23 protein-coding genes are annotated in these 24,441 nt (G+C 64.1%); all 23 read right to left on the reverse strand.

The genetic code is table 11. The features are described from left to right. The coding region (locus tag IEX97_RS00005; RefSeq protein ID WP_373289354.1) for a translation initiation factor IF-2 N-terminal domain-containing protein at positions 1–665 on the reverse strand (665 nt) is incomplete at its 3' end. After that, positions 643–1,017: a L7Ae/L30e/S12e/Gadd45 family ribosomal protein gene (locus IEX97_RS00010; RefSeq protein ID WP_188880408.1), complete on the reverse strand. Its 375-nt coding sequence runs from the start codon at positions 1,015–1,017 to the stop codon at positions 643–645. The genes IEX97_RS00005 and IEX97_RS00010, both read right to left, overlap by 23 nt. Further along, positions 995–1,294: an RNase P modulator RnpM gene (rnpM, locus tag IEX97_RS00015; protein WP_229776149.1), complete on the reverse strand. Its 300-nt coding sequence runs from the start codon at positions 1,292–1,294 to the stop codon at positions 995–997. Before rnpM ends, IEX97_RS00010 begins: the two co-directional genes overlap by 23 nt. A gap of 60 nt (positions 1,295–1,354) precedes the next feature. Beyond that, on the reverse strand, positions 1,355–2,476 hold the full coding sequence (gene nusA / locus IEX97_RS00020; RefSeq protein ID WP_188880410.1) for a transcription termination factor NusA: 1,122 nt from the start codon (positions 2,474–2,476) through the stop codon (positions 1,355–1,357). A 33-nt stretch (positions 2,477–2,509) separates the two neighbouring features. Continuing rightward, positions 2,510–3,007: a ribosome maturation factor RimP gene (gene rimP / locus IEX97_RS00025; RefSeq protein ID WP_229776150.1), complete on the reverse strand. Its 498-nt coding sequence runs from the start codon at positions 3,005–3,007 to the stop codon at positions 2,510–2,512. A 268-nt stretch (positions 3,008–3,275) separates the two neighbouring features. Beyond that, the gene (locus IEX97_RS00030) at positions 3,276–4,217 is read right to left on the reverse strand and encodes a prephenate dehydratase (protein ID WP_188880412.1); all 942 of its coding nucleotides are present in this window, start codon (positions 4,215–4,217) and stop codon (positions 3,276–3,278) included. A gap of 27 nt (positions 4,218–4,244) precedes the next feature. Then, the gene (locus tag IEX97_RS00035; RefSeq protein ID WP_188880413.1) at positions 4,245–8,723 is read right to left on the reverse strand and encodes a PolC-type DNA polymerase III; all 4,479 of its coding nucleotides are present in this window, start codon (positions 8,721–8,723) and stop codon (positions 4,245–4,247) included. Between the two features lie 25 nt (positions 8,724–8,748). Beyond that, positions 8,749–10,440, reverse strand: coding sequence for a proline--tRNA ligase (locus IEX97_RS00040; RefSeq protein ID WP_188880414.1), 1,692 nt, complete (start codon positions 10,438–10,440; stop codon positions 8,749–8,751). Positions 10,441–10,463: 23 nt separating this feature from the next. Beyond that, a complete protein-coding gene (locus IEX97_RS00045) occupies positions 10,464–11,741 on the reverse strand; it encodes a M50 family metallopeptidase (protein WP_188880415.1) in 1,278 nt (425 codons plus the stop codon). Beyond that, positions 11,738–12,913 carry a 1-deoxy-D-xylulose-5-phosphate reductoisomerase gene (locus IEX97_RS00050; RefSeq protein WP_188880416.1) on the reverse strand — a complete coding sequence of 392 codons (1,176 nt, stop codon included), beginning with the start codon at positions 12,911–12,913 and terminating at the stop codon, positions 11,738–11,740. The genes IEX97_RS00045 and IEX97_RS00050 overlap by 4 nt, the downstream gene beginning before the upstream one ends. Before the next feature lie 15 nt (positions 12,914–12,928). After that, complete coding sequence (locus IEX97_RS00055) at positions 12,929–13,720, reverse strand: phosphatidate cytidylyltransferase (RefSeq protein WP_188880417.1); 792 nt, start codon at positions 13,718–13,720, stop codon at positions 12,929–12,931. A gap of 8 nt (positions 13,721–13,728) precedes the next feature. Continuing rightward, entirely contained in the window at positions 13,729–14,496 is a 768-nt protein-coding gene (locus IEX97_RS00060; RefSeq protein ID WP_373289356.1) for an isoprenyl transferase, read from the reverse strand. Positions 14,497–14,553: 57 nt separating this feature from the next. After that, positions 14,554–15,075 (reverse strand): ribosome recycling factor, encoded by a 522-nt coding sequence (gene frr / locus IEX97_RS00065; RefSeq protein WP_229776168.1) that lies wholly within the window; start codon positions 15,073–15,075, stop codon positions 14,554–14,556. A gap of 28 nt (positions 15,076–15,103) precedes the next feature. Continuing rightward, the gene (gene pyrH / locus IEX97_RS00070; protein ID WP_188880419.1) at positions 15,104–15,835 is read right to left on the reverse strand and encodes a UMP kinase; all 732 of its coding nucleotides are present in this window, start codon (positions 15,833–15,835) and stop codon (positions 15,104–15,106) included. A 102-nt stretch (positions 15,836–15,937) separates the two neighbouring features. Next, positions 15,938–16,588, reverse strand: a complete 651-nt coding sequence (gene tsf, locus IEX97_RS00075; protein WP_229776151.1) for a translation elongation factor Ts — start codon at positions 16,586–16,588, stop codon at positions 15,938–15,940. Positions 16,589–16,693: 105 nt separating this feature from the next. Beyond that, a complete protein-coding gene (gene rpsB, locus IEX97_RS00080; protein ID WP_188880420.1) occupies positions 16,694–17,392 on the reverse strand; it encodes a 30S ribosomal protein S2 in 699 nt (232 codons plus the stop codon). A 128-nt stretch (positions 17,393–17,520) separates the two neighbouring features. Further along, positions 17,521–18,213: a hypothetical protein gene (locus IEX97_RS00085; RefSeq protein WP_188880421.1), complete on the reverse strand. Its 693-nt coding sequence runs from the start codon at positions 18,211–18,213 to the stop codon at positions 17,521–17,523. A 65-nt stretch (positions 18,214–18,278) separates the two neighbouring features. Beyond that, positions 18,279–19,142 (reverse strand): MinD/ParA family protein, encoded by an 864-nt coding sequence (locus IEX97_RS00090; protein WP_188880422.1) that lies wholly within the window; start codon positions 19,140–19,142, stop codon positions 18,279–18,281. Positions 19,143–19,192: 50 nt separating this feature from the next. Beyond that, complete coding sequence (locus IEX97_RS00095) at positions 19,193–20,251, reverse strand: flagellar biosynthesis protein FlhF (protein WP_188880423.1); 1,059 nt, start codon at positions 20,249–20,251, stop codon at positions 19,193–19,195. Next, a complete protein-coding gene (gene flhA, locus IEX97_RS00100) occupies positions 20,248–22,284 on the reverse strand; it encodes a flagellar biosynthesis protein FlhA (protein ID WP_188880424.1) in 2,037 nt (678 codons plus the stop codon). The genes IEX97_RS00095 and flhA overlap by 4 nt, the downstream gene beginning before the upstream one ends. Then, positions 22,281–23,381, reverse strand: a complete 1,101-nt coding sequence (gene flhB / locus IEX97_RS00105) for a flagellar biosynthesis protein FlhB (protein WP_188880425.1) — start codon at positions 23,379–23,381, stop codon at positions 22,281–22,283. The genes flhA and flhB overlap by 4 nt, the downstream gene beginning before the upstream one ends. A gap of 3 nt (positions 23,382–23,384) precedes the next feature. Continuing rightward, on the reverse strand, positions 23,385–24,161 hold the full coding sequence (locus IEX97_RS00110; protein ID WP_188880426.1) for a flagellar biosynthetic protein FliR: 777 nt from the start codon (positions 24,159–24,161) through the stop codon (positions 23,385–23,387). A 6-nt stretch (positions 24,162–24,167) separates the two neighbouring features. Further along, the gene (fliQ, locus tag IEX97_RS00115; protein ID WP_188880427.1) at positions 24,168–24,437 is read right to left on the reverse strand and encodes a flagellar biosynthesis protein FliQ; all 270 of its coding nucleotides are present in this window, start codon (positions 24,435–24,437) and stop codon (positions 24,168–24,170) included. Positions 24,438–24,441: the final 4 nt, after the last annotated feature.

Consider the following 24,441-nt stretch of genomic DNA (forward strand, 5'->3'; position numbering starts at 1 on the left):
CCGCTTCCGCATCCGCACCCGCTCCGACCCCAGCGCAGGAGGCGGGCAACCGCCGGCTCCTGCCGGAGGTTGCCCGCCTCCTGCGCTGGGGTCGGAGCGGGTGCGGATGCGGAAGCGGTTCGCGCAGCCGCGTCCGCGCGCGCCGGTGTCCCAGCCCGCTCCGCCGCGGCGGCGCCGGACTGGGCGGCTCGCTGTCCCGCAGCTTCCGGCGTCTTCACCGTCCCGGTGACCGCCGTCCCCGCCTGTTCCTCGCGGACAGCCGCACGCGCTGCGGCGTCTGCTCCCGCCGCGGCCAGCGCTTGTTCCGAACGCGCCCGCTCCGCTTGCCGTGCCCGCGCTTGGGCCAACCGTTGTTGTTCCGCCCGTTGCCGCTCCAATTCCCGCTGGCGCTCCAATTCCCGCTGCCGCTCAAGCTCCAATTGCCGCGCCGCCCGTTCCCGCTGTTTCTGTTTCTCCCTAAGGTCGCGCTCCAGTTCGCTGGCGTGCCGTTGCGCGGCCCGCTGCTTCACCTCCGCGAAAAACTGCTCCACCTTGCGCACCATCTCGTCGTCCATGATGCTCATATGATTGGCCACCGGCACATCCAAGCGGTTGAGGATGGTGATGATCTCCTTGCTCGACATGTTCAACTGCTTGGCGTACTCATACACGCGGAGTTTTGTCAAACGCTTCACCCCCGTCGATTTCCCCCAACAGCTCCCGCAACTTCGCCGCGAACCCGGGGTCGGTCACGGCGACGGCAACCACCTCGGACCGGCCGATGGCACGGCCGAGATCGCCACGGTTCAGCACTTCGAACAACGGAATATGGTAAAACGCGCACTTGTCGCGAAATTGTTTTTTTGCACGCTCACCGGCGTCCGCGGCTAGGACGACCAACCGTGCCTTTCGGCTGCGCACCGCAGCCAGAACAGCGTCCGATCCCACCGCCAGCCGCCGCGCGCGCAGCGCCAACCCGAGCCACTCGCTGCACCGTCTTTGCACCAAAGCCGCATCAGGATGAGACAACCGGTCCATCGCCCGAACCACCTTGCTCCAATTGGTGCGCAAGCGCATCATAGATCGTCTCCGGGATGGCACGCTTGAGCGCGCGCTCGAGCGACTTGCGCTTGCGGGCCGCTTTCAGGCACTCCGGTTTCCGGCACAGATACGCACCCCGGCCGTTCCGCCGCCCCGTCTCATCCAACAGGATCTCGCCTTCCGGGGTCGACACCACGCGGATGAGATCGCGCTTGGCGAACATCTCCTGGCAACCCACGCATTTGCGCAAGGGGATCTTCTTCTGCCGCTGCACGTGCCGCCCTCCTTCGCACTGTGGCTCAACCGACGACCGCATGCCCTCCCGAAACCCGCGTCAGGGTTCTGTGAGCCAATCGGCCGAGAGGGTGCCAAACCCATCATCCTCCGGCGGGTCATCCATGAGCCGGCCGAACATCCCCAGCTCGGCAGCCTGGCTCTCGCTCTTGATGTCAATCTTCCAACCGGTCAGCTTGGCGGCGAGGCGAGCGTTCTGCCCCTCCTTCCCGATGGCCAGCGACAACTGGTTGTCCGGCACGATGGTCTTGGCGATCCGTTCTTCCTCAAGGATCTGAACTTCCACCACCTTGGCGGGCGACAGTGCGTTGGCCACAAACTCCGCCGGGTCCTCGCTCCACTTGACGATATCCACCTTTTCCCCGTTGAGCTCGTTGACGACCGCCTGCACCCGCATCCCGCGCGCGCCCACGCACGCGCCGATGGGATCGACGTCCGGGTTGCGGGAGTAGACCGCAATCTTTGAGCGGAACCCGGCTTCGCGGGCGACCGCCTTGATCTCGACCACGCCGTCGTAGATCTCCGGCACCTCGAGCTCAAACAGCCGTTTCAGCAAACCCGGGTGCGTACGCGACAAGATGATCTGCGGCCCCTTCGTCGTCCGCTCCACCCGCATGATGAACGCTTTGATGCGGTCCCCCTGCCGGTACCGGTCATTCGGCATCTGCTCCGCGGCGGGCAAAACCGCCTCCGTTTCCCCGAGGTCCACGTAGATGTTGCGCGCATCCTGGCGCTGGACGATCCCCGTGATGATGTCTTCTTCGCGATCGACGTACTTATGGTAGATGATGGCACGTTCCGCTTCGCGGATCCGCTGCGTGACCACCTGCTTGGCTGTCTGGGCAGCGATCCGCCCGAAATCGCGCGGCGTCACTTCAATCTCCACGATATCTCCCAACTGGTAAGAAGGATGGATGTCGCGGGCCGCGTCCAGCGAGATCTCCATCCTGGGGTCGGTCACCGCTTCGACGACCGTCTTGCGGGCATAGACGTGCACCTCGCCGGTGTCCCGGCGGATCTCGACGCGCACGTTGGGCGCAGAATTGAAGTTCCGTTTGTATCCTGAGATGAGCGCCGCCTCGATGGCCTCGAGCAGCGTATCTTTGTCGATGCCCTTCTCGCGCTGCAACTGTTCAAGCGCGTCGATAAAGTCCGCATTCATGAATCCGGGTTCCTCCTTTCTTGAGGCGGGGTGTCACCATGCGATGGCCAGGCGTGCGGACGCGACCTTGGCGAGCGGAATGTCGATGCGCCGGATTGCGACCCCCTGGCCGGATTTCCCCTTGCCGTGCGCCGCGCAGGCCATCGTCAGGCGCTCCCCGTCAAACGCGTCCAGGGTCCCTTCGAACACCTTCTGTCCGTCGATGGGTTCGTACAGCGAGACCCGGACATAGCGTCCGACGGCCCAAGCGAAGTCGGAAGGCTTCTTCAGGGGCCGCTCCGCGCCTGGCGACGACACCTCGAGGACGTATGACATGGGAATTGGATCCACTTCATCCAGGCGTTCCGAGAGGCGTTCGCTGACCTGGCTGCAATCATCGATATCGACCCCGCCCGGCTTATCGATGAACACGCGCAGATACCAGGTGGCTCCTTCCTTTTTGAATTCCACGTCGACAAGTTCCAAGCCGGCTGCGTCCACAATGGGACGGGCGAGTTGCTCGACAATGTCCTGGATGCGCTCTTTGGGCACCTGACGTTCCTCCTCAACCGGCGGGGCGGCAAACGCCAGACCGTCTTTTGCGGGAACGAAGGTCATCCGCCTCCCCGCGCAGCGTAGGCATGAGCTGGGTCGTTGGCGTGGCTGCGCTCTGCATAAAGCGAAGAGTGGGTTTCCCCACTCTTCGCGCCGAAAAGCCTATACGAAGCCTAACGATGGGAGTATACCATGGATATGCAGCACATGCAACGCGCGCGACCGATGCGCACCCGATTGCGCACACGGCGCACCGGATGATCCGTCACGGAAACACCCCGAGATCCGGGAACCAACCCAAGCTCGTGACGGTGATGCCGGCCTGCGCCCAGGCGTTTTGCACCCGCCGCCACGCGAAAGACGCGGCGGGCTCCGGTTGGTCGGCCGGCCACTGGACGTCGAGGAAAAACACGTATTCCCCAAGCCGTTGGCCGGAGGGGCGAGATTCAATCCGCGTGAGGTTGAACCCTTCGTCGTGCAGGGGGCGCAGCGCCGACATCAGCCCCCCTGGCCGGTTCTCAATCCCGGCCAAGAGCAGTGCCAAGGTCCACGCGTCCGCCCCGGCCAGTTCCCGGAGCCTCTCCTGCAGACGGGACGTCGTCGCCGCGCGCGCGTGGTCTGTGCGGGCGAGGAGTCCGAAGCGGGTCATGTTGTCCCGAAACGTCTGGATCCGCTCGGCGCGGCAACAAAGCCCGTAGACGTCCGCCGCCTTGCGCGGCCCGATGGCGGCCAGGCCGGGATCGGCCGTTTCCCGTACGATCCGGGCCGCGTCCGCCGTGCTGGCGACCGCCGTCTGCCGCGCGTGCGGCAGGTTTTGCTCGAGCCACTCGCGGCATTGCGCGAGCGCCTGCGGGTGCGACATCACCTCCCGCACCTGGGAAAGGTCGGGTTCGCCGAATGTGAGGAGGTGCTGTTCGATGCGGAGGGTGAGCGCCGCGACGAGCTGCGGCGCTGGCTGGCCGCACGCCGTTTGCCGCCGGACCTCGCGCGCGAGCGTGTCCCAGCTTTCCCGCACCGAACCCTCGGTGCTGTTTTCGAGCGGCACACAACCGAAGGCCGCATCGCTCGCCGCGCCGACCTGTTGGATGACCTGGCTGGGCGTGGCCATCGGGACGAGGACATCGCCCACCTCGGGCAACATGTTGGCGAACCGGCCCGCCGCATCGTGGGTGAACGTCGCCACGGGCCCGAAATAATACAATGGCATGCGCATCTCTCCGCTCGCGCCCCCGTCTTAGAAGAGGGACAGTTGATTGGTCTCCGGCAGGCCGGCCAGGCAGCCCAAGCCGGCGAGGATTTCGACGACCGCCTTCGTGACGCGCGCCCGGGACTGCAAATCCTCCACCGACAAGAACGGGCCTTCCTGCGCCGCCTGGTACAAGTTGGCAGCCGCCGCTTCCCCGACGCCGGGAATGGCGGCAAACGGCGGCAAGAGCGCTTGTTCCGCCTCCACCACCTGGAAGCGCGTGGCGTGCGACCGGTACAGGTCGACCGGCAGGAAGCGAAAACCGCGCACCACCATCTCCAGCGCCACTTCGAGCACCGTCTGCAACGCCTTTTCCTTGGCGGTCGCCGCGTTGCCTTTGGCTTCAATCTCTTCGATCTTGCGCCAGATGGCGTCACGGCCCTGCACGGCCAATGCCACGTCGAAGTTGTCGGCGTTGATGGTGAAGTACGTGGCGTAGAACGGCAACGGGTGGTACACCTTGAACCACGCCAAGCGCATCGACATGATGACGTATGCCGCGGCGTGCGCCTTCGGAAACATGTATTTGATTTTGCGGCCGGACTCGATGTACCATTCGGGCACGCCGAACTGGCGCATGTACGCAGCGTCTTCTTCCGTGACGCCTTTGCCTTTCCGGATGGACTCCATGATCTTGAATGCGCGGCTCGGCTCCAGACCCTTGTACATCAGATAGACCATGATGTCGTCGCGGGCGCAGATCACCTCAGACAACGTGGCGATCCCGTTGCGGATGAGGTCCTGCGCGTTGTTCAACCACACATCCGTCCCGTGCGACAGGCCGGAGATCCGGACCAGTTCGGAGAAGGTCGTCGGGCGGGTGTCCTCCAGCATCTGGCGCACGAACTTCGTGCCAAACTCCGGGATCGCGTACGTTCCGGTGGTGGAACGGATGTCTTCCGGCTTGACACCGAGCGCTTCCGTGCTGCGAAAGATGCTTAAAACCTTCGGATCGTTGAGCGGGATGTCCTTCGGGTCGACGCCGGTGAGATCCTGGAGCATCCGGATCATCGTCGGCACGTCGTGGCCGAGGATATCCAACTTCAACAAGCAGTTTTCCAACCCGGAGTGGTAGTCCAGATGGGTCGTCAACGTGCCTGCTTCCTTGTCGTCCGCCGGGTACTGCACCGGTGTGAAGTCGTAGATGCTCATATGGGCAGGCACCACCACCTGTCCGCCCGGGTGCTGGCCGGTGGTTCGTTTGATGCCCGTACAGCCGCGGGCCAAGCGCTCAATCTCCGCGTTGCGCAGCACCAAACCACGTTCCTCCGCGTACTTGCGCACGTAGCCGTACGCGGTCTTCTCCGCGACCGTCGCGATGGTCCCGGCGCGAAACACGTGGTCCTTGCCGAACAACTCCTCCGTATACTTATGCGCCCGCGCCTGATACTCACCCGAGAAATTCAGGTCGATGTCCGGGACCTTGTCGCCCTCAAACCCGAGGAACGTCTCGAACGGGATGTCCTGCCCGTCACGGCGGAGGGGGGTGCCGCAGCGCGGGCAGTCCTTGTCCGGCAGGTCGAATCCGGATCCGACCGAACCGTCTTCGATGAATTCGCTGTACTTGCACGAGGGGCATAAGTAATGCGGCGGCAACGGATTGACTTCCGTGATGTCGGTCATCGTGGCCACCAACGAAGACCCGACCGAACCGCGGCTGCCCACCAAGTACCCGTCGGCAAGCGACTTGGTCACCAGCTTGTGCGCGGTGAGGTAGATGACCGCAAACCCGTTCTCGATGATGGCGCGCAACTCTTTTTCCAGGCGTTTGGCGACGATGTCCGGCAGCGGATCGCCATACAGGGCGTGCGCCTTCTCATACGTGAGGCGGCGGATCTCCTCGTCCGCCCCCTCGATGACCGGCGTGTACAACTTGTCCGGCAGGGGACGCACGACCTCAACGGCGTCGGCGATGGCGTTCGGTGCGGTCACCACGACGTCGAAGGCATCGGCATCACCCAAAAACCGGAACTCCTCCAACATCTCGTCGGTGGTTCGAAAATAAAGCGGCGGTTGCCAGGTTCCTTCCGGCCCGTGCTGGGCCTGCAGAAACACCTCCCGGTAGACCTTGTCGTGCGGGTGCAGGTAGTGGACGTCGCCCGTCGCCGCCACCGGCTTGTTCAGGCGCCGCCCCAGGTCCACCACCTGCCGCAGGATGTCGCGGATACGGTGCAGACCGTCGACCATCCCTTCGCGGACCAGGTTTTCATAGTGGGAGAGCGGTTGAATCTCCAAGAAATCATAGAACCTGGCGATCTCCTCCAACTCCTCCATGCTCTTGCCGCGCAGAAACGCTTGCATCAACTCCCCGTGCTGGCACGCCGTGCCGATGAGCAAGCCTTCGCGCAGCCGCACCAGTTCGCTGCGCGGAATGCGCGGCACACGGTGGAGATACTTCGTCAGGCCGAGGGAGACCAGCTCGTACAGATTGCGCAACCCGGTTTGGTTCTGCGCCAACAGCGTCGCGTGAAACGGGCGCAGGCGCGACACGTCGACCGCCGAGGCGATGGCATTGAGATCGGCGAGCGAGCGGATGCCGCGCGCCTGCCAATCCGCCTGCATGCGCGCGAACACCTTGGCCGTGGCTTCGGCGTCCGCCAGTGCGCGGTGGTGATGGACGAGCTCGACGTCGAACTTCTGCGTGAGTGTCTTCAACCGGTAGTTTTTTTCGCCTGGGTAGAGCACGCGCGCCAACGCCAGGGTGTCGATCACCGGGTTGGTAAACCGATCCATGCCCACGCGCTCGGCGCACTGCGAGAGGAACCCGACGTCGAATTCGGCGTTGTGAGCCACCCAGACGGCGTCGCCGGCGAACTCCCGAAAGCGGGCCAAGGCTTCCGCCAGCTTGGGCTGACCCGCCACCATGTCGGAAGTGATGCCGGTCAACTCCGAGATCTTTGCGGAAATCGGCCGCTCGGGGTCAATCAGTGTGGCGAACGTCCCGACGATCTCCCGGCCGCGCATCTTGACGGCCGCGATTTCAATCAGCGTGTCATCCCGGGCGTTGAGCCCGGTCGTCTCCGTGTCGAACACGATGTACTCCGTCTCGTCGTCAAGGGGGCGATCCGCCATGCGGTAGACGATGGGCGTCCCGTCGTCCACCACGTAAGCTTCGACGCCGAGGATCACCTTCACGCCGTGCTTCTTCCCCGCTGCAAACGCCTCCGGAAACGCCTGGACGACGCCGTGATCGGTGACCGCGATGGCCTTATGCCCCCAGGCGGCCGCCTGCTTGATGTATTCGGTCACGTCGGTCATGCCGTCCAGTGCCGACATGGTGGTATGTACGTGCAGTTCTATCCGCTTGTGCTCCGCGGTATCGATGCGCTGCGGCGGCATGGCAGGTTCCATGTCGTACACCTGCAGCACCATCTCTTTCGCGTACGCGTCGAACTGGACTTGCCCCTGCAGCCGCACGTACACCCCTTCCGTCAGCGGTTCCAAAGCCAAAAGCTGCCGTTCGTTCTGCGCGAACACCTTGGCGGTGATGGAATCCGTTTCGTCCGTGATGTAAAACTGAACCAGCGTCCGCCCGCTCGGCAACGACCGTTTGTCCACCCCGAAGACACGGCCTTCGACCACCACCCGCCGCATCTCGTCGACAATGTCGTGGATGGGCGTCGGGGCTTCTTCGATGGGCCGGCCCAGGTGCAAAGGCCGGACTTCCCCGTCGTCCGCCTTGTCGCGTTTCGCACCCCGTTCCGCGTGCGGGGAAGCATCTCCTTCCTGCCGGGCGGCGCGCCGGGCTGCCCCGTCTGCCAGATCCTTGGCGATCCCGGCCACCTCGCGCCGCTCGGCTTCTTCCATCGCCGCGCGCAACGCCTGCAGACGGTCCGCCGCGTCCGCCACGAGGACGACGTCGACCTGCGCGTCGACGGCGAAGAGGCGCGCCAGCTGGTGCGCGATCCACGCCGGCGCCTGTTCGCGCGACAACACCTCGCGTTCCGCTTCATTCTGCACGGCAAACCGAACGACCGAAACGGGATCTCCTTCCTCACCTCGTGCGGAGGTGACGGTGCACTCCGCCCTGCGCAGAAACTGCCCGGGCACCGGCACAAGCTCGCTGTACACCGCGGCCAACGCCAGGGCGGCCGCACGCACGTGCTCCCGGTGCCGGCCGCCGGCGTTCGCCGGGTGCCACACCAATTCCGCGGCGAACCGTGCCAACTCGGACACAGCGTGCTGCTCCAAGGCCAGGGCAGCCCGGACGAACGCACATGCCGCCGCAAACGCCTGCTCCCGCCCATCGGCGGCGTCTTCCTCCGCATCCCGGGCGGACGATGCATGGACGAACGGATCGACAAGATACAGGTGCACCCTGCGGGGGGATGGTTCCACCACCACCTTGCGCAGGATGTAGCGCGGCACACCCTGGCGACGCGGGATGTCGCCGGCAGACACCGCGGGATCCGACGCCTTCAGGCCGGTGACCTCGGTCACCGTCTCCGCTCGGGTGACGTCAGCCATGGGCGTCCCTCCTTGACCCCGGGGTTCACTTTACCGTGTGCAAAATGGTCTGAAACGCCTCTTCCAGCGAGAGCACCTGGACCTCGCCCGTCTTGCGCACCTTGACCTCCACTTTCCCTTCCGCCACACGGTTGCCCACGGTGACCCGCAACGGCAGGCCGATGAGATCCGCGTCCTTGAACTTCACGCCCGGCCGTTCGTCGCGATCGTCGAGAAGCACCTCGACACCGGCGGCCGCGAGGCGTTGGTACAACATGGTCGCCGCTTTGACCTGCTGTTCGTCGCGGACGTTGACCGGGACGATGTGGACGTGGAACGGCGCCACCGCCAGCGGCCAAATGATGCCGTCCTCATCGTGACACTGTTCAATGATGGCCGGGATGATACGCGACGTCCCGAGACCGTAGCAACCCATCAGGATGGTCCGTTCCTGGCCCTTCTCATCCAGGTAAGTCGCTCCGAACGCTCGGGAATACTTCGTTCCCAGCTTGAACACATGGCCGACCTCAATCCCGCGGAAGAAGCGGAGCCGGCCGCCGCAATGCGGACACAGGTCACCTTCCGTCACGTTGCGGATGTCGGCGACGCGCGTCAATACGACATCGCGTCCGGGCACCACATGCACCTCATGGTAACCGGCACCGGCAGCCGCCACGCCGTCCGCCACCGATGCGACGTCGCGGTCGAACACCACCGGGATGGAGATAGTCGGCGGTACGAAGCCGACCGGATAGCCGGTGAGCGCTTCAACCGCCTCCGGGGAGGCCAATTCAAGGTGGCGGGCGCGAAGGGTGTTCTTCAGTTTCACTTCATTGACTTCATGGTCGCCGCGGACACAGGCGGCGACAGGCTGGCCGTCGGCGAGGTACACCACCACTTTGAGCACCTGTGCCTTCGCGACGCCAAGCGTCTGCACCAGGTCGTCGATGGTGCGCACACCGGGCGTCGCCACGCGGGCTTTGGCCGGGACGCCGGATGAGCCGGCTGCGGGCAGGGCTTGTCCGCTCGCCTTCTCGATGTTCGCGGAATAGTTGCACGCCTCGCAGCCGACGACCGTGTCCTCACCGGCCTCGGAGAGCACCATGAACTCGTGCGTCCCCCCTTCGCCGCCGATGGCGCCGGGGTCGGCGTCCACCGCCCGGTAGGCAATCCCGATCCGGTCGAAGATCCGGCAGTACGCATCGAACATCGCGCGGTAGGAACGGTCGAGGCCCTCCTCGTCGATGTCGAACGAGTACGCATCCTTCATCCTAAACTCGCGCAAGCGCAATAACCCGGCGCGCGGCCGCGCTTCGTCGCGAAACTTGGTCTGGATCTGGTAGAGGGTGAAAGGCAGCTGGCGATAGGAACGCACCTCGTGGCGGACGAGCTCCGTAATCACCTCTTCATGGGTCGGCCCGAGCACCATCGCGCGCCCGTGCCGATCCGTCACGCGGAACATCAGCGGGCCATAGTCTTCCGAACGGCCCGACTGGCGCCAGAGCTCCTCCAATTGCAACGCGGGCAACATCACCTCTTGCGCGCCCGCCGCGTCCATCTCTTCGCGCACGATGGTCTCAATCTTGTGGAGCACCCGCATTCCCAACGGCAGAAATGAATACACGCCAGCCGCATGCTGGCGGATGAGTCCGGCGCGCAACATCAGCTGATGGCTGACCACGTCGGCGTCGGCCGGCACCTCGCGCAGCGTGTTCAGGAAAAGCTGACTTTGCTTCATCATGTTCCTCCCTTGGCGAGCCATCAGAACAACCGGGTGACGTCGCGGTAGGTGATGACCGCCGCGAACAACATCAACAGCGCAAAGCCCAGAAAGTGCACAAGGCCTTCCTTGCGCGGATCGAACGACCGGCCCCGCACCAGTTCGGCCACCATGAACAAGAGGCGCCCGCCGTCGAGCGCCGGAAACGGCAACAGGTTGAACAGGCCGAGGTTGAGGCTCAGCCAACCGGTGATCATGACGACCTGCCAAATACCCGATTGCGCCTCTTGGCTGATGACGTCCGCGATACCGACCGGACCGGCCAGGTTGTTGAACTGGTGATGGGCAAATACCTGGAAGTACATGCCAAGCGCGTTGATGGAACCGAAATACACGGTGGAAAAGCCCGTGCTGACCGCTCGTACGACATTATACGACATTGGATAGCTGACGCCCAGCAGCGGACCCTGCTTGGTCAACCGCGGCCGCACCGTCACGTTCAGGACCACGCCGTCCCGTTTTATCCGAAGCAAGAGCGGTTTCCCGGTTCTGTCCGCCCGCACGCGTTCGACCAAGCTCATCCACGTGTCCACCGGGCGCCCGTCCACCGACAGGACCTGGTCACCCTGATGCAGACCGGCGTGTGCCGCCGGGGAACCGGGCGCGACCGCGCCGAGCACCGGTTCGTTCACCGGGATGCCGGTATGCCAATAAAATGCGGAGAACAAGACGCCGGCCAAGGCGAAGTTCATCAGCGGACCGGCGAGGATGATGAGCGCCCGCTGCCACAGCGGCTTGCCAATCACCTGCCGCGACCGTTCAACCAACGGAATGACGGTGCGCCGGTTGGCGTGCAGGCGGGCGCCTGTACGCACCGGATAGGTGCGTACCCCGTCCGGCCCGGCGATGGTCATCACCCATCGCTCCGTGAGGTCCAAGTCCTGCAGTACGCCGACCAGCCATCCCTCGGCTCGGAGATCCTCTCCCAGGTCGGCAGGATCCGCCATGGCATCGATCCAACCATCGGGATCGATGCGCACGGCAATCCGCTCGCCGCGCCGAAACAAGGCGTCGTGGGGAATTTCGCCCGCGAGCTGCACCATGCCGCCGAGCGGAAAGAGCCGGACGGAGAACTCCGTGCCTCCCCTGAACCACCTGACAAGCCTCGGCCCGAACCCGATGGCGAACGTCGGCACGGCGACGCCGCACCGCTTCGCGACCGCATAATGGCCAAACTCGTGCACCACGACGCAGACGACAAACACCAACGCGATCGCGACGGCGGAACGCAACACCGGCACCCATCCGAGGTCTGTCATCTCACCCACCCGCCTTCTTCGAGCAGCGCCGTTGCCTTCTGGCGCGCCCAAGCGTCCATCTCTATGATATCTTCCACGCTCTGCGGCATACCGGCCGGATGGGCGGTGAGCACTGCCTCCACGAGCCGGGGGATGTCGACAAACGAGATGCGGCCGGTGAGAAATGCCTCGACCGCCACCTCGTTGGCCGCGTTCAAGACACACGGCGCATAACCGCCAGCCCGGCCCGCCTCATACGCCAAGCGCAGGCTCGGGAAGCGCACGAGGTCCGGCGGCTCGAACGTGAGCGACCCCATCGCCACCAGGTCCAGCCGTGGCCAAGGTGCAACATATCGCGCAGGATAGGTCAGGGCATACTGAATGGGAATGCGCATGTCGGCTGTCCCGAGCTGAGCCAGCAAAGCTCCGTCCACGAATTCGACCAAGGAATGCACCACGCTCTGCGGGTGGATCACGACCTCAATCTGGTCGTAGCTCGCCGCAAACAGGTGATGCGCCTCAATCACCTCCAGCCCCTTGTTCATCAAGGTGGCGGAGTCGATGGTGATCTTCTTGCCCATCGACCAGGTGGGATGGCGAAGCGCCTCCGCAACGGTCACATCGCGCAGTTCACGCGCGGAGCGCGTCCGAAACGGCCCGCCGGACGCGGTGAGGATATAACGGCGCACCGCTTCCGGGCGGCCGCTGTGCAGGCACTGCAGCAGCGCCGAGTGTTCGCTGTCGACCGGGAGGATGGTGGCGTTTCGCGCCCGGGCGAACGGCATCACCAGGTCCCCGGCTGCGACCAACGTCTCTTTATTGGCCAACGCCACCGTCGCGCCGCGAGCAATGGCGGCCCACGCCGCAGGCAGGCCGCGGGCGCCGACCGTGGCGAGAACGACCACGTCGGACGGCAGCGACGCCGCTTCGACCATACCCGCTCCACCCACCCCGATCTCGGGCACAGGATGGCCTGCAGCGCGCAACCGGTCCACCAGAACCCGCCGGGTGACATCATCTGCGACCGCGACGTAACGCGGGGTAAAACGCATGACCAGTTCCGCCAAGCGCGCCGCATTGTATCCGCCCGACAAGGCGACGACTTCAAACATATCCGGAAACTGGGCGACGACGTCGAGCGTCAGGCCGCCAATCACCCCGGTCGCGCCAATCACCGACACCCGTTTCTTCACCCGCGGTCACCTTCCTCAATGGGGCCACGGCCAACTGCCGTACACCAACATCGCCAACGCGAACGGAGCCGCGAACAACACGCTGTCCACCCGGTCGAGGATCCCGCCGTGGCCTGGCAACCAATTGCCTGAATCCTTGACGCCGGAGGACCGTTTATAGGCTGATTCGACGAGATCCCCCACCTGTCCCGCCGCCGACACGAACAGCGAGAACAGGATGAACTTCCAACCTCCGACGCCTGGCAAAAGCAGGCGCGCCGCGACGTATCCCGCCAACATACCGCCCACCAGACCCGCCACCGCTCCGCTCACCGTCTTGCGGGGACTGATGGCCGGCCAAAGGCGGACGCCGCCCACCCTGCTGCCGACGAAATACGCCGCGGTATCGGTCGCCCACACCACCAACAGGACGACCAACACCCATGCCCACCCTTGCGCGCCGGATCGCAACGCCGTCAACCCGTAACCTCCGTAACCAATGTATAAGGCAGCCAACCAGACCGCGGCGATGGACGACAGAGGAACGCGGTTCCGGCTGAACACAGGCCACATCATGGCCACGGCCACCATCAACCCGACCACCGGCCATTGCAACCACGCGGGCCACCACTCGACCAACGCCACGACAGCGTACCCGAACCACGCAGGAGGAGCATACCAAGGGAAACCGAGCATGGCGACGAATTCGGCCATGCACACCCACGTCCCCAACAGCACCATCACCCGCCAAGGCCATGGGCCCCACCAGAGCACACCGACGGTGATCAACACGGCCAGCGCCGCCGTGACGACTCGTTGTTTCAACATGCCTCCACCTACTTCAAACCGCCGAACCGCCGCTTGCGACGCTGGTAATCGCGGATGGCCTGCAACAGGTCGTCGCGGGTGAAATCGGGCCATAAGACGTCGGTAAACCACAGTTCGGCGTATGCCGCTTGCCAGATGAGAAAGTTGCTGATGCGGATCTCGCCGCTCGTTCGAATGATGAGATCCGGGTCGGGCAAATCCCGCGTCGAGAGGTACTTGCTGAACGTGGCCTCGGAGATGTCTTCCCAACGCGCCAAGCCCGCTTCGACATCTTTCGCATACGAACGGATGGCCCAGATGATGTCCGCGCGCCCTCCGTAGTTGAGGGCAAAGTTCACAATCATCCCTTGGTTGTCCCGCGTGCGCTCGAGGGTCCGTTGCACCGTCTCCTGCGTGTACGGCGGCAGCTGCGAGGTGTCGCCAATGAAACGGGCCCGGACGCCCCGGGCAACCAACTCGTCGATCTCGGTGCGGAAAAACTCCTCAGGCAAGCGCATCAAGTATTCGACTTCTTCTCTGGGCCGGATCCAGTTTTCCGTGGAAAACGCATAGAGTGTCAAACACGGAATCCCGAGGTCGTCACAGGCGCGAATCACCTCCCGCATCGCCAACATGCCGGCGCGGTGGCCGGCGATGCGCGGCAGTCCGCGCCGCTTCGCCCACCGCCCGTTCCCGTCCATGATGATGGCGATATGCGCCGGCATTTCGCCCTCAACCCATACGCCGCCGTCGTTCCGGGGCCTGCGCTTGAAGAACCGTTTCAGCACATCACGCACACTCCCCTCGCCGACCCCCGGACTCCGCACCCTCACGCGTCACCGCCAGCCGCCGCGTTACACCTCGCGCAGTTCCTGTTCCTTCGCCGCGGTCAGTTTGTCGATCTCTTGGATGAACCGGTCGGTCAGCGCCTGGACGCGGTCCATCAACCGTCTGACTTCGTCCTCCGACAACTCGCCCGACTTTTCCGCTTTCTTGGCTTCGTCGTTCGCATCGCGCCGGACATTGCGCACCGCGACACGCGCTTCCTCGGCCATCTTGCGGACCATTTTCACCAACTCGTTCCGCCGCTCTTCCGTCAACTGCGGGATCACCAGGCGGATGACGCTGCCGTCGTTCGATGGATGCAACCCCAAATCAGATTTCTGGATCGCTTTTTCGATCTCGCCGAGCATGCTTTTGTCCCACGGTTGAATCACGAGCAGGCGCGGCTCCGGCGCCGTCACGGTCGCCACCTGATTCACCGGCAGGTGTGTCCCATAGTACTCGACCATCACCTTATCGAGCATCGAAGGGGTTGCGCGCCCGGCACGCACGGTGACCAGCTCTCGCCGATAGACGGAAACCGCTTTTTCCATGCGTTCCTCTGCCGATTTGACGATGTCTTCAATCACGGGGCTTCCTCCTCACCATCGTGCCTATCGGTTCACCCATGACCGCTCGCCGGATGTTGCCTTCCTTGCCGATGGCGAACACCAGGAGCGGAATGTTGTTGTCCATGCACAGGGAAGTCGCTGTGGCGTCCATGACACCCAAGCCCTGGTTGAGCACATCGATGAATTCCAGCTCGTCGTATTTCACCGCATCCGGATTCTTGGCCGGGTCTGCCGAGTAGACGCCGTCGACACCGTTTTTCGCCATCAGGATGATCTCTGCTTCAATTTCCGCCGCACGCAACGCGGCCGCGGTGTCTGTGGTGAAAAACGGGTTGCCCGTGCCACCGGCGAAGATCACGACGCGCCCTTTTTCCAGGTGGCGGATGGCTCGCCGCCTTATGTACGGTTCCGCAATCTGCCGCATCTCGATGGACGTCTGCACGCGCGTGACCACACCCTGATTCTCCAGCGCGTCCTGCAGCGCCAGGGCATTGAGCACCGTCGCCAACATCCCCATGTAATCGGCGGTCGCCTTGTCCATGCCCTTCTCGCTGCCGGATAGTCCACGCCAGATGTTACCGCCCCCCACCACCACCGCGACTTGAACGCCCAACTCGACGATCTCGCGCACCTGGGAGGCGATGTTGTGGACGGTATTCGCGTCGATCCCGAACCCTTGCGGACCAGCCAACGCCTCACCGCTCAGCTTCAATACGACGCGCTTGTACTTCGGTGCCGGCATTCCCATTCCTCCGTTCCCTGGGTACGTGCCACGCGGCCGGTTGCCTCGGCAGGCGGATGAAATTTGAAGAAAGGGAACACGCGCGTGTTCCCTGCCCCATCGTTACGACCGGACCTGGGCCATCACCTCGGCCACGAAGTCCGTTTGCGCCTTTTCCAATCCCTCGCCGACAGCGAAGCGGACAAAACGGCGGATGGAGATGTTCTCGCCGATCTGCGCGATCTTTTCCGTCACCAGCTCCTGAACGGTCTTATCCGGGTCTTTCACGAACGGCTGTTCCAACAGGCAGTTTTCTTTGAAGAACTTATCCAACCGCCCTTCGACGATCCGGTCGACCACGTTCGCCGGCCGTCCTTCATTCAGGGCCTGTGCCCGCAGAATCTCTCGTTCCTTCTCGATGACCTCCTGCGGCACGTCCTCGCGGCGCACGTACGCCGGGTTGGCTGCGGCGATGTGCATCGCGATGTCGTGCACGAAGCTGCGGAACTCCGCGTTCTTCGCCACGAAATCGGTCTCGCAATTGACCTCCACCAACACCCCGATGCGGCCACCTGCGTGGATGTACGCTTCGACCACACCCTCCGCGGCGACCCGGCCTGCCTTCTTCGATGCCGAAGCCAAGCCGCGTTCGCGCAGAAGCTCCATGGCGCGCTCCATATCGCCGTTGGCGTCAGCCAGCGCGCGCTTGCAGTCCATCATCCCCGCACCCGTTTTTTCCCGCAACTCCTTGACCATCGCAGCTGTGATTTCCACGCCATCCATCCTCCTGTCACACGACTTCATCATGCACCCACCAGCAGACATAAGAAAGGTGACGAGGCTCGTGCGCTCCCGCCACCCGTTGGCCTCGGCCCGCCGTCACGCCGTCGTCTGCTCGCCCTGCGTCCCTTCTAGCACCGCGTCGGCGATCTTCGACGTCAACAGTTTCACCGCCCGGATGGCATCGTCATTCCCCGGGATGACGTAATCGATCTCGTCCGGGTCGCAGTTGGTGTCGACGATGGCGACGATGGGGATGCCGAGCTTCCGGCCTTCCGCCACCGCGATCCGCTCCTTGCGCGGATCGATGACGAACATGGCGCCCGGGAGCGTCTTCATCCCTTTGATGCCGCCGAGGAACTTCTCCAACCGTTCCTTCTCCTTGCGCAACAGGATGACTTCCTTTTTCGGCAAGAGGTCGAACGTCCCCTCTTCCTCCATCCGCTCTAACTGCTCAAGGCGAGCAATTCGTTTTTGAATGGTCGCGAAATTGGTCAGCGTTCCGCCCAGCCAACGCTGATTCACATAGAACATGCCGCATCGTTGCGCTTCTTCGCGGACAGCTTCCTGCGCCTGTTTCTTCGTGCCCACAAACAGAATTGTCTTGCCTTCAGCAGCCAGTTCGCGGACGAACTGATAAGCCTCTTCGATTTTGCGCACGGTCTTCTGCAGGTCGATGATGTAAATCCCGTTGCGCTCCGTGAAGATGTAACGCGCCATCTTCGGATTCCAACGCCGCGTCTGATGTCCGAAATGCACGCCGGCTTCCAACAACTGCTTCATGGAGATGATGGCCATCGAAAGACCTCCCGTCGGTTTGTCCTCCGCCCCCCTCACCTGTCCGGAAACCCCGCCGGGGCACCGGCCGGACATCGGGTGGACGTGCGTACTCCGCCCTCAGGGCGGGCGATATACACTGCCATCAACTATACCATACGGTTTGGCGAACCTGCAACGCGGGCCAAGGCCAACAACTCGCGCACCAATTCCACCTCCGTCACGCTCATGCCGAGCGCCATCGCCACCTCCTGCGGACGCTTCCCTTCCGCCAACTGCTCAGCGACCGCCTGGTAGCGGGATGAAAGCGGGAAGTTTGTTTCCGCCGGCGATGTCACATCCGGCGATGCCGAACCGGTCGAGCCGGGCGGATGCGGCGACGCGGGCGATTCAGACTGGCGCGCGGCCGACGCTTGCGCCTCACAAAGCGCCTTCGCCGTCATCTCCCGCATTTCCTGTTGCAGCCGGGCGAGCGCCCGTGCCGTATCCTCGCGCAGGCGCCGGATCTCTTCCATAAATTCTTGATACATCTCATCCAACAACTGCGCGACTTCTTCCGCCTCCGCCGGTACCACCGCCTCGGCTTCCTCCTGCTCCGGCGCGCGGTCCCGTTCGTCCGCACGGTCGCGCGGCCACCCCGCGAACCACCGCTTGGGTTGCGCGCCATCCGGAACGGAAGGTGCCCGTCGCACGTGGCCCCGTCGCGGGAACTGTGCCCACGCTTGCCACCAACCGCGCATCCCTGACCCAGACCGCCCGGACTTCGCCAACCCCATATAGATCACGGCAAGCACCGCGAGCAGCGCAACCTCCACCGCCACGCTCCACCAGGTGTTGCTCACCTTCACTCACCCCCCAGCCACCGGCCTGCCACCGCGACATGCGGTGGTCACGCCCTCCCGCCGCATCATCTGCGCTGCGTCTCGTCGCGCTGACCAGGCATGAAGCGGCGGAAGACCCGCTCGATGAAGCCGACAAACCCCTGCGGCGGTTCCGCGGTGTCGAGACGCAGGTAGTTATGTACCAACTGACGCACGCACCTGGCCGCAGGACTCGTCGGAAAGCTGCGCAAAAAGGCCTCCTGCTTGCGCACCGCCTGCGGCACATGCGGATCTTCCAAAATGAATCCCAACACATCGATGCGCAGACTGAGAAAACGTTCTGCCACCAAACGCACCTTTTCCGCCGCTTGCCGCCCTTCGGTGAATTGCGTCGCCCGGTTGACGACGATGCGCGTATGCGGAACGTGCCCGTGTGCGGATAACGATTTGAGGAGCGCGTACGCGTCCGTGATGGCCGTAGGTTCGGGTGTCGTCACCAGAATGAGCTCGTCTGCCGCGCTCAGCAACCGGCCGAGATTGGCTCCCAAGCCGGAACCCGCATCGAGGAGCAGAACGTCGAATGCGTCCTGCAGTTTGCGCATTTCCTGCAGAAGGCGTGCCACCTGTTCTTCCGACAAGGAATGGATGTCGAATACCCCGTTGCCGCCGCTCAAAAACGGCAGGCCGGATGAGCTCACCTGGACAGCCGACAGGATGTCCATTCCTTCCACCACATCGTACAGGGAGTACTTCGGACGGGCGCCGAGCAGCACCTCCACATTGGCAAACCCCAAATCGGCATCGACCACGATGGGGCGTAACCCTGCCTGCATCAACCCGAGGGCGAAATTGACACAGAAGTTCGACTTGCCGACCCCGCCCTTGCCACTGGCAACGGCAATGACGCGCGGACCGTGATCGCGCGTTTCCGGCCGATCCAATTTCCGCATCCGTTGCCGCAGTGATTCCGCTTGGTCCCTGATGGGTTGAAGGCCGGTCATTACGCAGCCCCCTCCAGGATCAACTTCAAGATCTTTTCGAAGGACGCGACCTCGATATCGTCCGGGACGTTCTGGCCGGTGGTGATGTAGGACACCGGTTTGCGATGGTTGAGGACGAGGTCGAGGATGGCGCCGTACGTTGCCGTCTCGTCCATCTTGGTGAACACAAACTTGTCCACCGGCAGCGCAGCGAACTTGCGCGCGACCGCATCCAGGTCCTGCGGCTTTCCGGTCGCCGCCAGGACGAGGAACGTCTCATCGATGGGCACCGCCCGCAACCACGCCTCCGCCTCCCGGATGTATGCGTCGAGATGGTAATTGCGCCCTGCCGTGTCGATGAAGATGAGATCACGGTCATCCATCTGCGCCAGTGCGGACGGCAAGTCTTCGGGCCGGTACACGACCGCGAGGGGCACGCCGAGGATGTCCGCATACGTCCGCAACTGCTCCACGGCCGCAATCCGGTACGTATCCGTGGTGATGAGCCCCACCTTGCGCTCCCCGGACAAGACATGCAGCGCGGCCAATTTCGCCACCGTCGTGGTCTTGCCGACGCCCGTCGGCCCGACGAACGCGACCAAACGCGATTGCGGCGAGATCGGTTGCGGCTCCGCCAGTCCTGCCAACATGTCGGCTGCGTCGCTCTCCGGCCGGTTTCCTTGCCGGGCCCGCATGACTTCCAACAGGCGGCGTGCGCCTTCCTCGCTCATCCCATGCCACAACAAGCGGCGGTACAGCGGCTCCAGGTGGGCTTCCACCGCCTCGGCGTGGCGGCTTCCCCCGTGCTCGGCCGGGGGGCTCATCCGTTCATCCTGCGGCCTGGCACGAAAGTCGGGTACCGACTGCATCAGCCGCTGCACCTGCTGCGCGGTCGCGCGCAAGGGAACGTCATCTCCGATCGCGGCGACCACCTCAATCCGTTTGCTCCGCCAAAAGCCGAGCCACTTTTTGACCGTCACCCGCTTGGTGCTGAGGATGACTGCGTCGCGTCCCAGGTCTTGGCGGATGCGCGTCACGGCTTCCGGCATGTCCTTCACGACATAACGCCGCACCATCATGACAAGTTCACCACCCCAGCACTTTCGACCTCGACCTGCGGATCGAGTTCGTTGAACGAGAGGACGTGCACGTCAGGCAAGACCCGTTCCAACCAGCGCCGCAGCGGCAACCTCAGCTGCGGCTGAACCAGGATGACGGGCGGTTTGCCGCTTGCGGCCAAGCGCGCCGTCTCTTCGCGCAAGCGCCGGATGATCTGCTGCGACGACGCAGGGTCCAACCCAATGAACGCCCCTTGCTCGTTGCGCACCAACGACTCCAACAACCGCTGCTCGACATGGGCGGACAGCGTCACCACCTGCATGGCCTGGCCCGGGACCCGGAACTGGTGACAGATCTGGCGCGCCAATGCCTGACGCACCACTTCCGTCAAGAGATCGGGGTCTTTCACCTGCCGCCCGGCATCGGCCAGTGTCTCCAGGATGGTCACCAGGTCGCGGATGGACACGCGCTCCCGCAGCAGGTTGGCCAACACCCGCTGGACCTGGCCCACGGTGAGCACCTGCGGTACGACCTCCTCCACCAGCGTCGGATGGCTCTCCTTCAGGTGGTCGAGCAGCGCCTTCGTCTCCTGGCGGCCGAGCAGCTCGTGGGCGTGACGCTTGAGGATTTCCGTCAGGTGCGTGGCGATCACGGCGGACGGTTCGACCACGGTGTACCCCGCCATTTCGGCACGCAGCCTGTTTTTGGCATCCACCCACAACGCGGGCAAGCCGAACGTCGGCTCCTGCGTCGGAATCCCTTCCACCGATGGATCGTCCAACCCCGGACTCATCGCCAGCCAGTACCCAATCATCAACTCGCCGCCCGCCACCTGCACACCGCGGATCTTGATGACATACTCGTTCGGCTTCAGCTGGATGTTGTCCCGCAGGCGGACCACCGGGATGATGAAGCCGAGTTCCATCGCAATCTGCCGCCGAATGAGCACGACGCGTTCGAGCAGGTCGCCGCCCTGCTTGCTGTCGACGAGCGGGATCAATCCATAGCCGAACTCGAATTCGATAGGCTCCACACTCAACAACGAGAGCATATTCTCCGGCTTCTTCGTCTCTTCCTTCTGCGCGCGCAGCGCGCGCTCCGCCTCCGCCGCGCGCGCCGTCCGCGCCACCCGCTCGACCCGCCAGCCAATCCCGGCCGCCAGCAACGCCACGGGTGCGGTGCGCAGCAAGCCGATGGGCGTGAACAAGCCGAGCAACCCGAGCGCCCCCGCCACCAGGTAGAGGGTGCGCGGATAGGAAAACACCTGCTGGATCACGTCCGCGCCCAGGTTGTTCTCGGACGCCGCCCGGGTGACCATCAAACCGGTGGCCGTGGACAAGAGCAGCGCCGGGATCTGGCTCACCAGGCCGTCGCCGATGGACAAGGTCGTGTACCGGCTCAAGGCTTGTTGCAAGCTGAGTTGTTGTTCCACCATGCCGATGATGAACCCGCCCACCAAGTTGATGGCGACAATCAGCATCGAGGCGATGGCGTCACCCCGCACGAACTTGGAAGCACCGTCCATGGCGCCGTAAAAGTCGGCCTCCCGTTCAATCTGTTGGCGGCGCTGCCGTGCCTCCTGTTCGGTGATGAGCCCGGCGTTGAGGTCCGCATCGATGGCCAGCTGCTTGCCCGGCATCGCGTCGAGCGTGAACCTGGCCGCCACTTCCGCCACCCGCTCCGCGCCGCGCGTGATGACGATGAACTGGATGATGATGAGAATGAGAAAGACGATGAAGCCCACGACCGGATTGCCGCTGATGACGAAGTTGCCGAATGTCCGAATCACCTCGCCCGCATCCCCTTGGGTGAGGATGAGCCGGGTCGACGACACGTTGAGCGCCAGGCGGTAGAGGGTGGTGACGAGCAACAACGACGGAAACACCGAGAACTCAAGCGGTTCCCGCACGTTCATCGCCACCAACAGGGCCGTCATCGAGACGAACAGGTTGATGATGAGCAAGACGTCGAGGAGCATTTTGTTCATCGGGATGACCATCATCACGACAATCCCGATGATCATGCCCATCACGGCGACGTCGAACCGCTTCATCGTCCTCCCTCCCGGGACTCGCTCAGCCGTCCGCGCAGTCTGTACACGTACGCCAACACCTGGGCCACCGCTTGGTAGAGATCGGGCGGCACCAGTTGTCCGATGTCCACGCGCTGGTACAAGGCGCGCGCCAACGGCCTGTCTTCGACCACCGGCACCCCGTGTGCGGACGCCACCTCCCGCATCCGGCGCGCGATCTCATCCGCCCCTTTGGCGATCACGGTCGGCGCAGCCATGGTCTTCGCATCGTACCGCAACGCCACCGCCAGGTGGACAGGGTTGGTGATGACGACGTCCGCTTTCGGAACCTCTTGCATCATCCGCCGCATCGCGATGGCCCGGCCGCGCTGGCGAATGCGCGCCCGGACGGCCGGATCGCCTTCTCTGCGGCGCATCTCTTCCTTTATTTCTTCGCGGGACATGCGGATGCTGCGTTCATGTTCAAACCGGGCGAAGAGATAATCGGCGACAGCCAGTGCCAGCAACATGGCGGAGATGCGCACGGCCACACCGTACACCTGGCTCCCCACCCAAGCCGGCAACGCGCCAAGCGGCATCCCCGCCGTCCGTTCCAAGCGCGGCCCCATGCCGGTGACGGCGGTGTACGCGACGAGCGCGATGATGGCCAGTTTGAACACCGCCTTGACCACCTCGACCGCTCCCCGCAGGCTGAACAACCTGCGCAGGCCGGCGAACGGATCGATCCGCTTCCAGTCGGGGGCGATGGCCTGCAGGCGGAACAAGGCGCCAACCTGGGCATACCCCGCCACCCACGCGGCCAACCAAGCGGCTGCGAGCGGCACGGCGGCGAGCCAGACGAACCAGCGCACCGCATGGATGGCGAGGGCTTGGACATCGGCCGCACCCTGCAGCGGGGAAGCCGCGTCATGGATTTGCTTCGTCATCATGTTTTCCAAACCTGACCAGATCGATGGCCCGCACACCCGCAGCGCCATCACCGCGGCGAAGACGGCGATGGCCCCCGTCAACTCCGCACTGCGCGGAACCTGACCCGCGCGGCGTGCCTCGCGCCGCCGTTCCGGTGTCGCCCGTTCAGTCTTCTCCCCGGCGAAACGCTGCAGGTCCCAGGCCAGCACGCTTCACCCTCCCATCCATCGCAGCATGGCGTCGAGCGCTTGCAGCAACGCACGAAATCCCGCATCAAACGTGAAGACGAGCGCAGGCACCGTGGCCGCGCAAAACCCGAGTCCAAGCAACAACTTCACGGGCAGACTGACGACGAACACGTTCAACTGCGGCACCGCGCGCGACAGGAACGCGAACGTCACGTCGAGCAACAGCAGCGCGGCCAACGTGGGTGCTGCCGCCTCCACCGCACCGGTCATGGCAAGACCGAGGATGCTCGTGACGAGCGGTACGCCGCCCGCCCGCACCCGCCACCCGCCGAGCGGCACCCAGTCGTAACTGTGCAACGCGGCCAGCACCAGGCCGTCAAGCCCGCCCACGCCGAGGAAATACAGGGTGAACAAGATGGTGGTCCAATTGGCGAGCGGTCCCGACGCCTGGCCTTGCACCGGATCGAACAGGGCGGCTGCGGCGTAGCCAATCTGAATATCAAGGAGTTGTCCCGCCATCTGGGCCGCCGTGAACACCACCGACGCCGCGGTGCCCAACAGGAGTCCGGTCACCACCTCCGCCGCCGCATCGCCCAGGAAACGTCCCGCCTGCGCGAAGGGAGGCACCGGCTGCGCCGACACCTCAGGGACGACGAGCACGGCACAAAAGGCGGCGAATCCGGCTTTGGCCCAAGCCGGCCATACGCGCAGCGAAAAGACGGGAGAGGCGGCGACGAACGACGCCATCCGCAACAGGACGAGGATGAACGCCTCCACGTGTTGCATTAAGTACGCCGTCATGGGACATCACTGCACGAACGACATCAGATGGCCGAGGATATTCTGCGTGAAATCGACCAGGTTCGTGAGCATCCAGGGCCCGAACAACAGCAAGGCGGCCATCACCGCGGCCATCTTCGGAATGAAGGCCAGGGCAGGTTCCTGGATTTGGGTCGTTGCCTGGAAGATGCTCATCACCACGCCGACGACCAGCCCGAACAACAGGACCGGACCGGCAAGTTTGACCACCAGCCACATCACCTGTTGGCCGAGGCCAACCACCATATTCGCGCTCATGCGC

It is taken from the genome of Paenalicyclobacillus cellulosilyticus (assembly GCF_014647315.1).
GTDB classification, from domain to species: domain Bacteria; phylum Bacillota; class Bacilli; order Alicyclobacillales; family Alicyclobacillaceae; genus Alicyclobacillus_J; species Alicyclobacillus_J cellulosilyticus.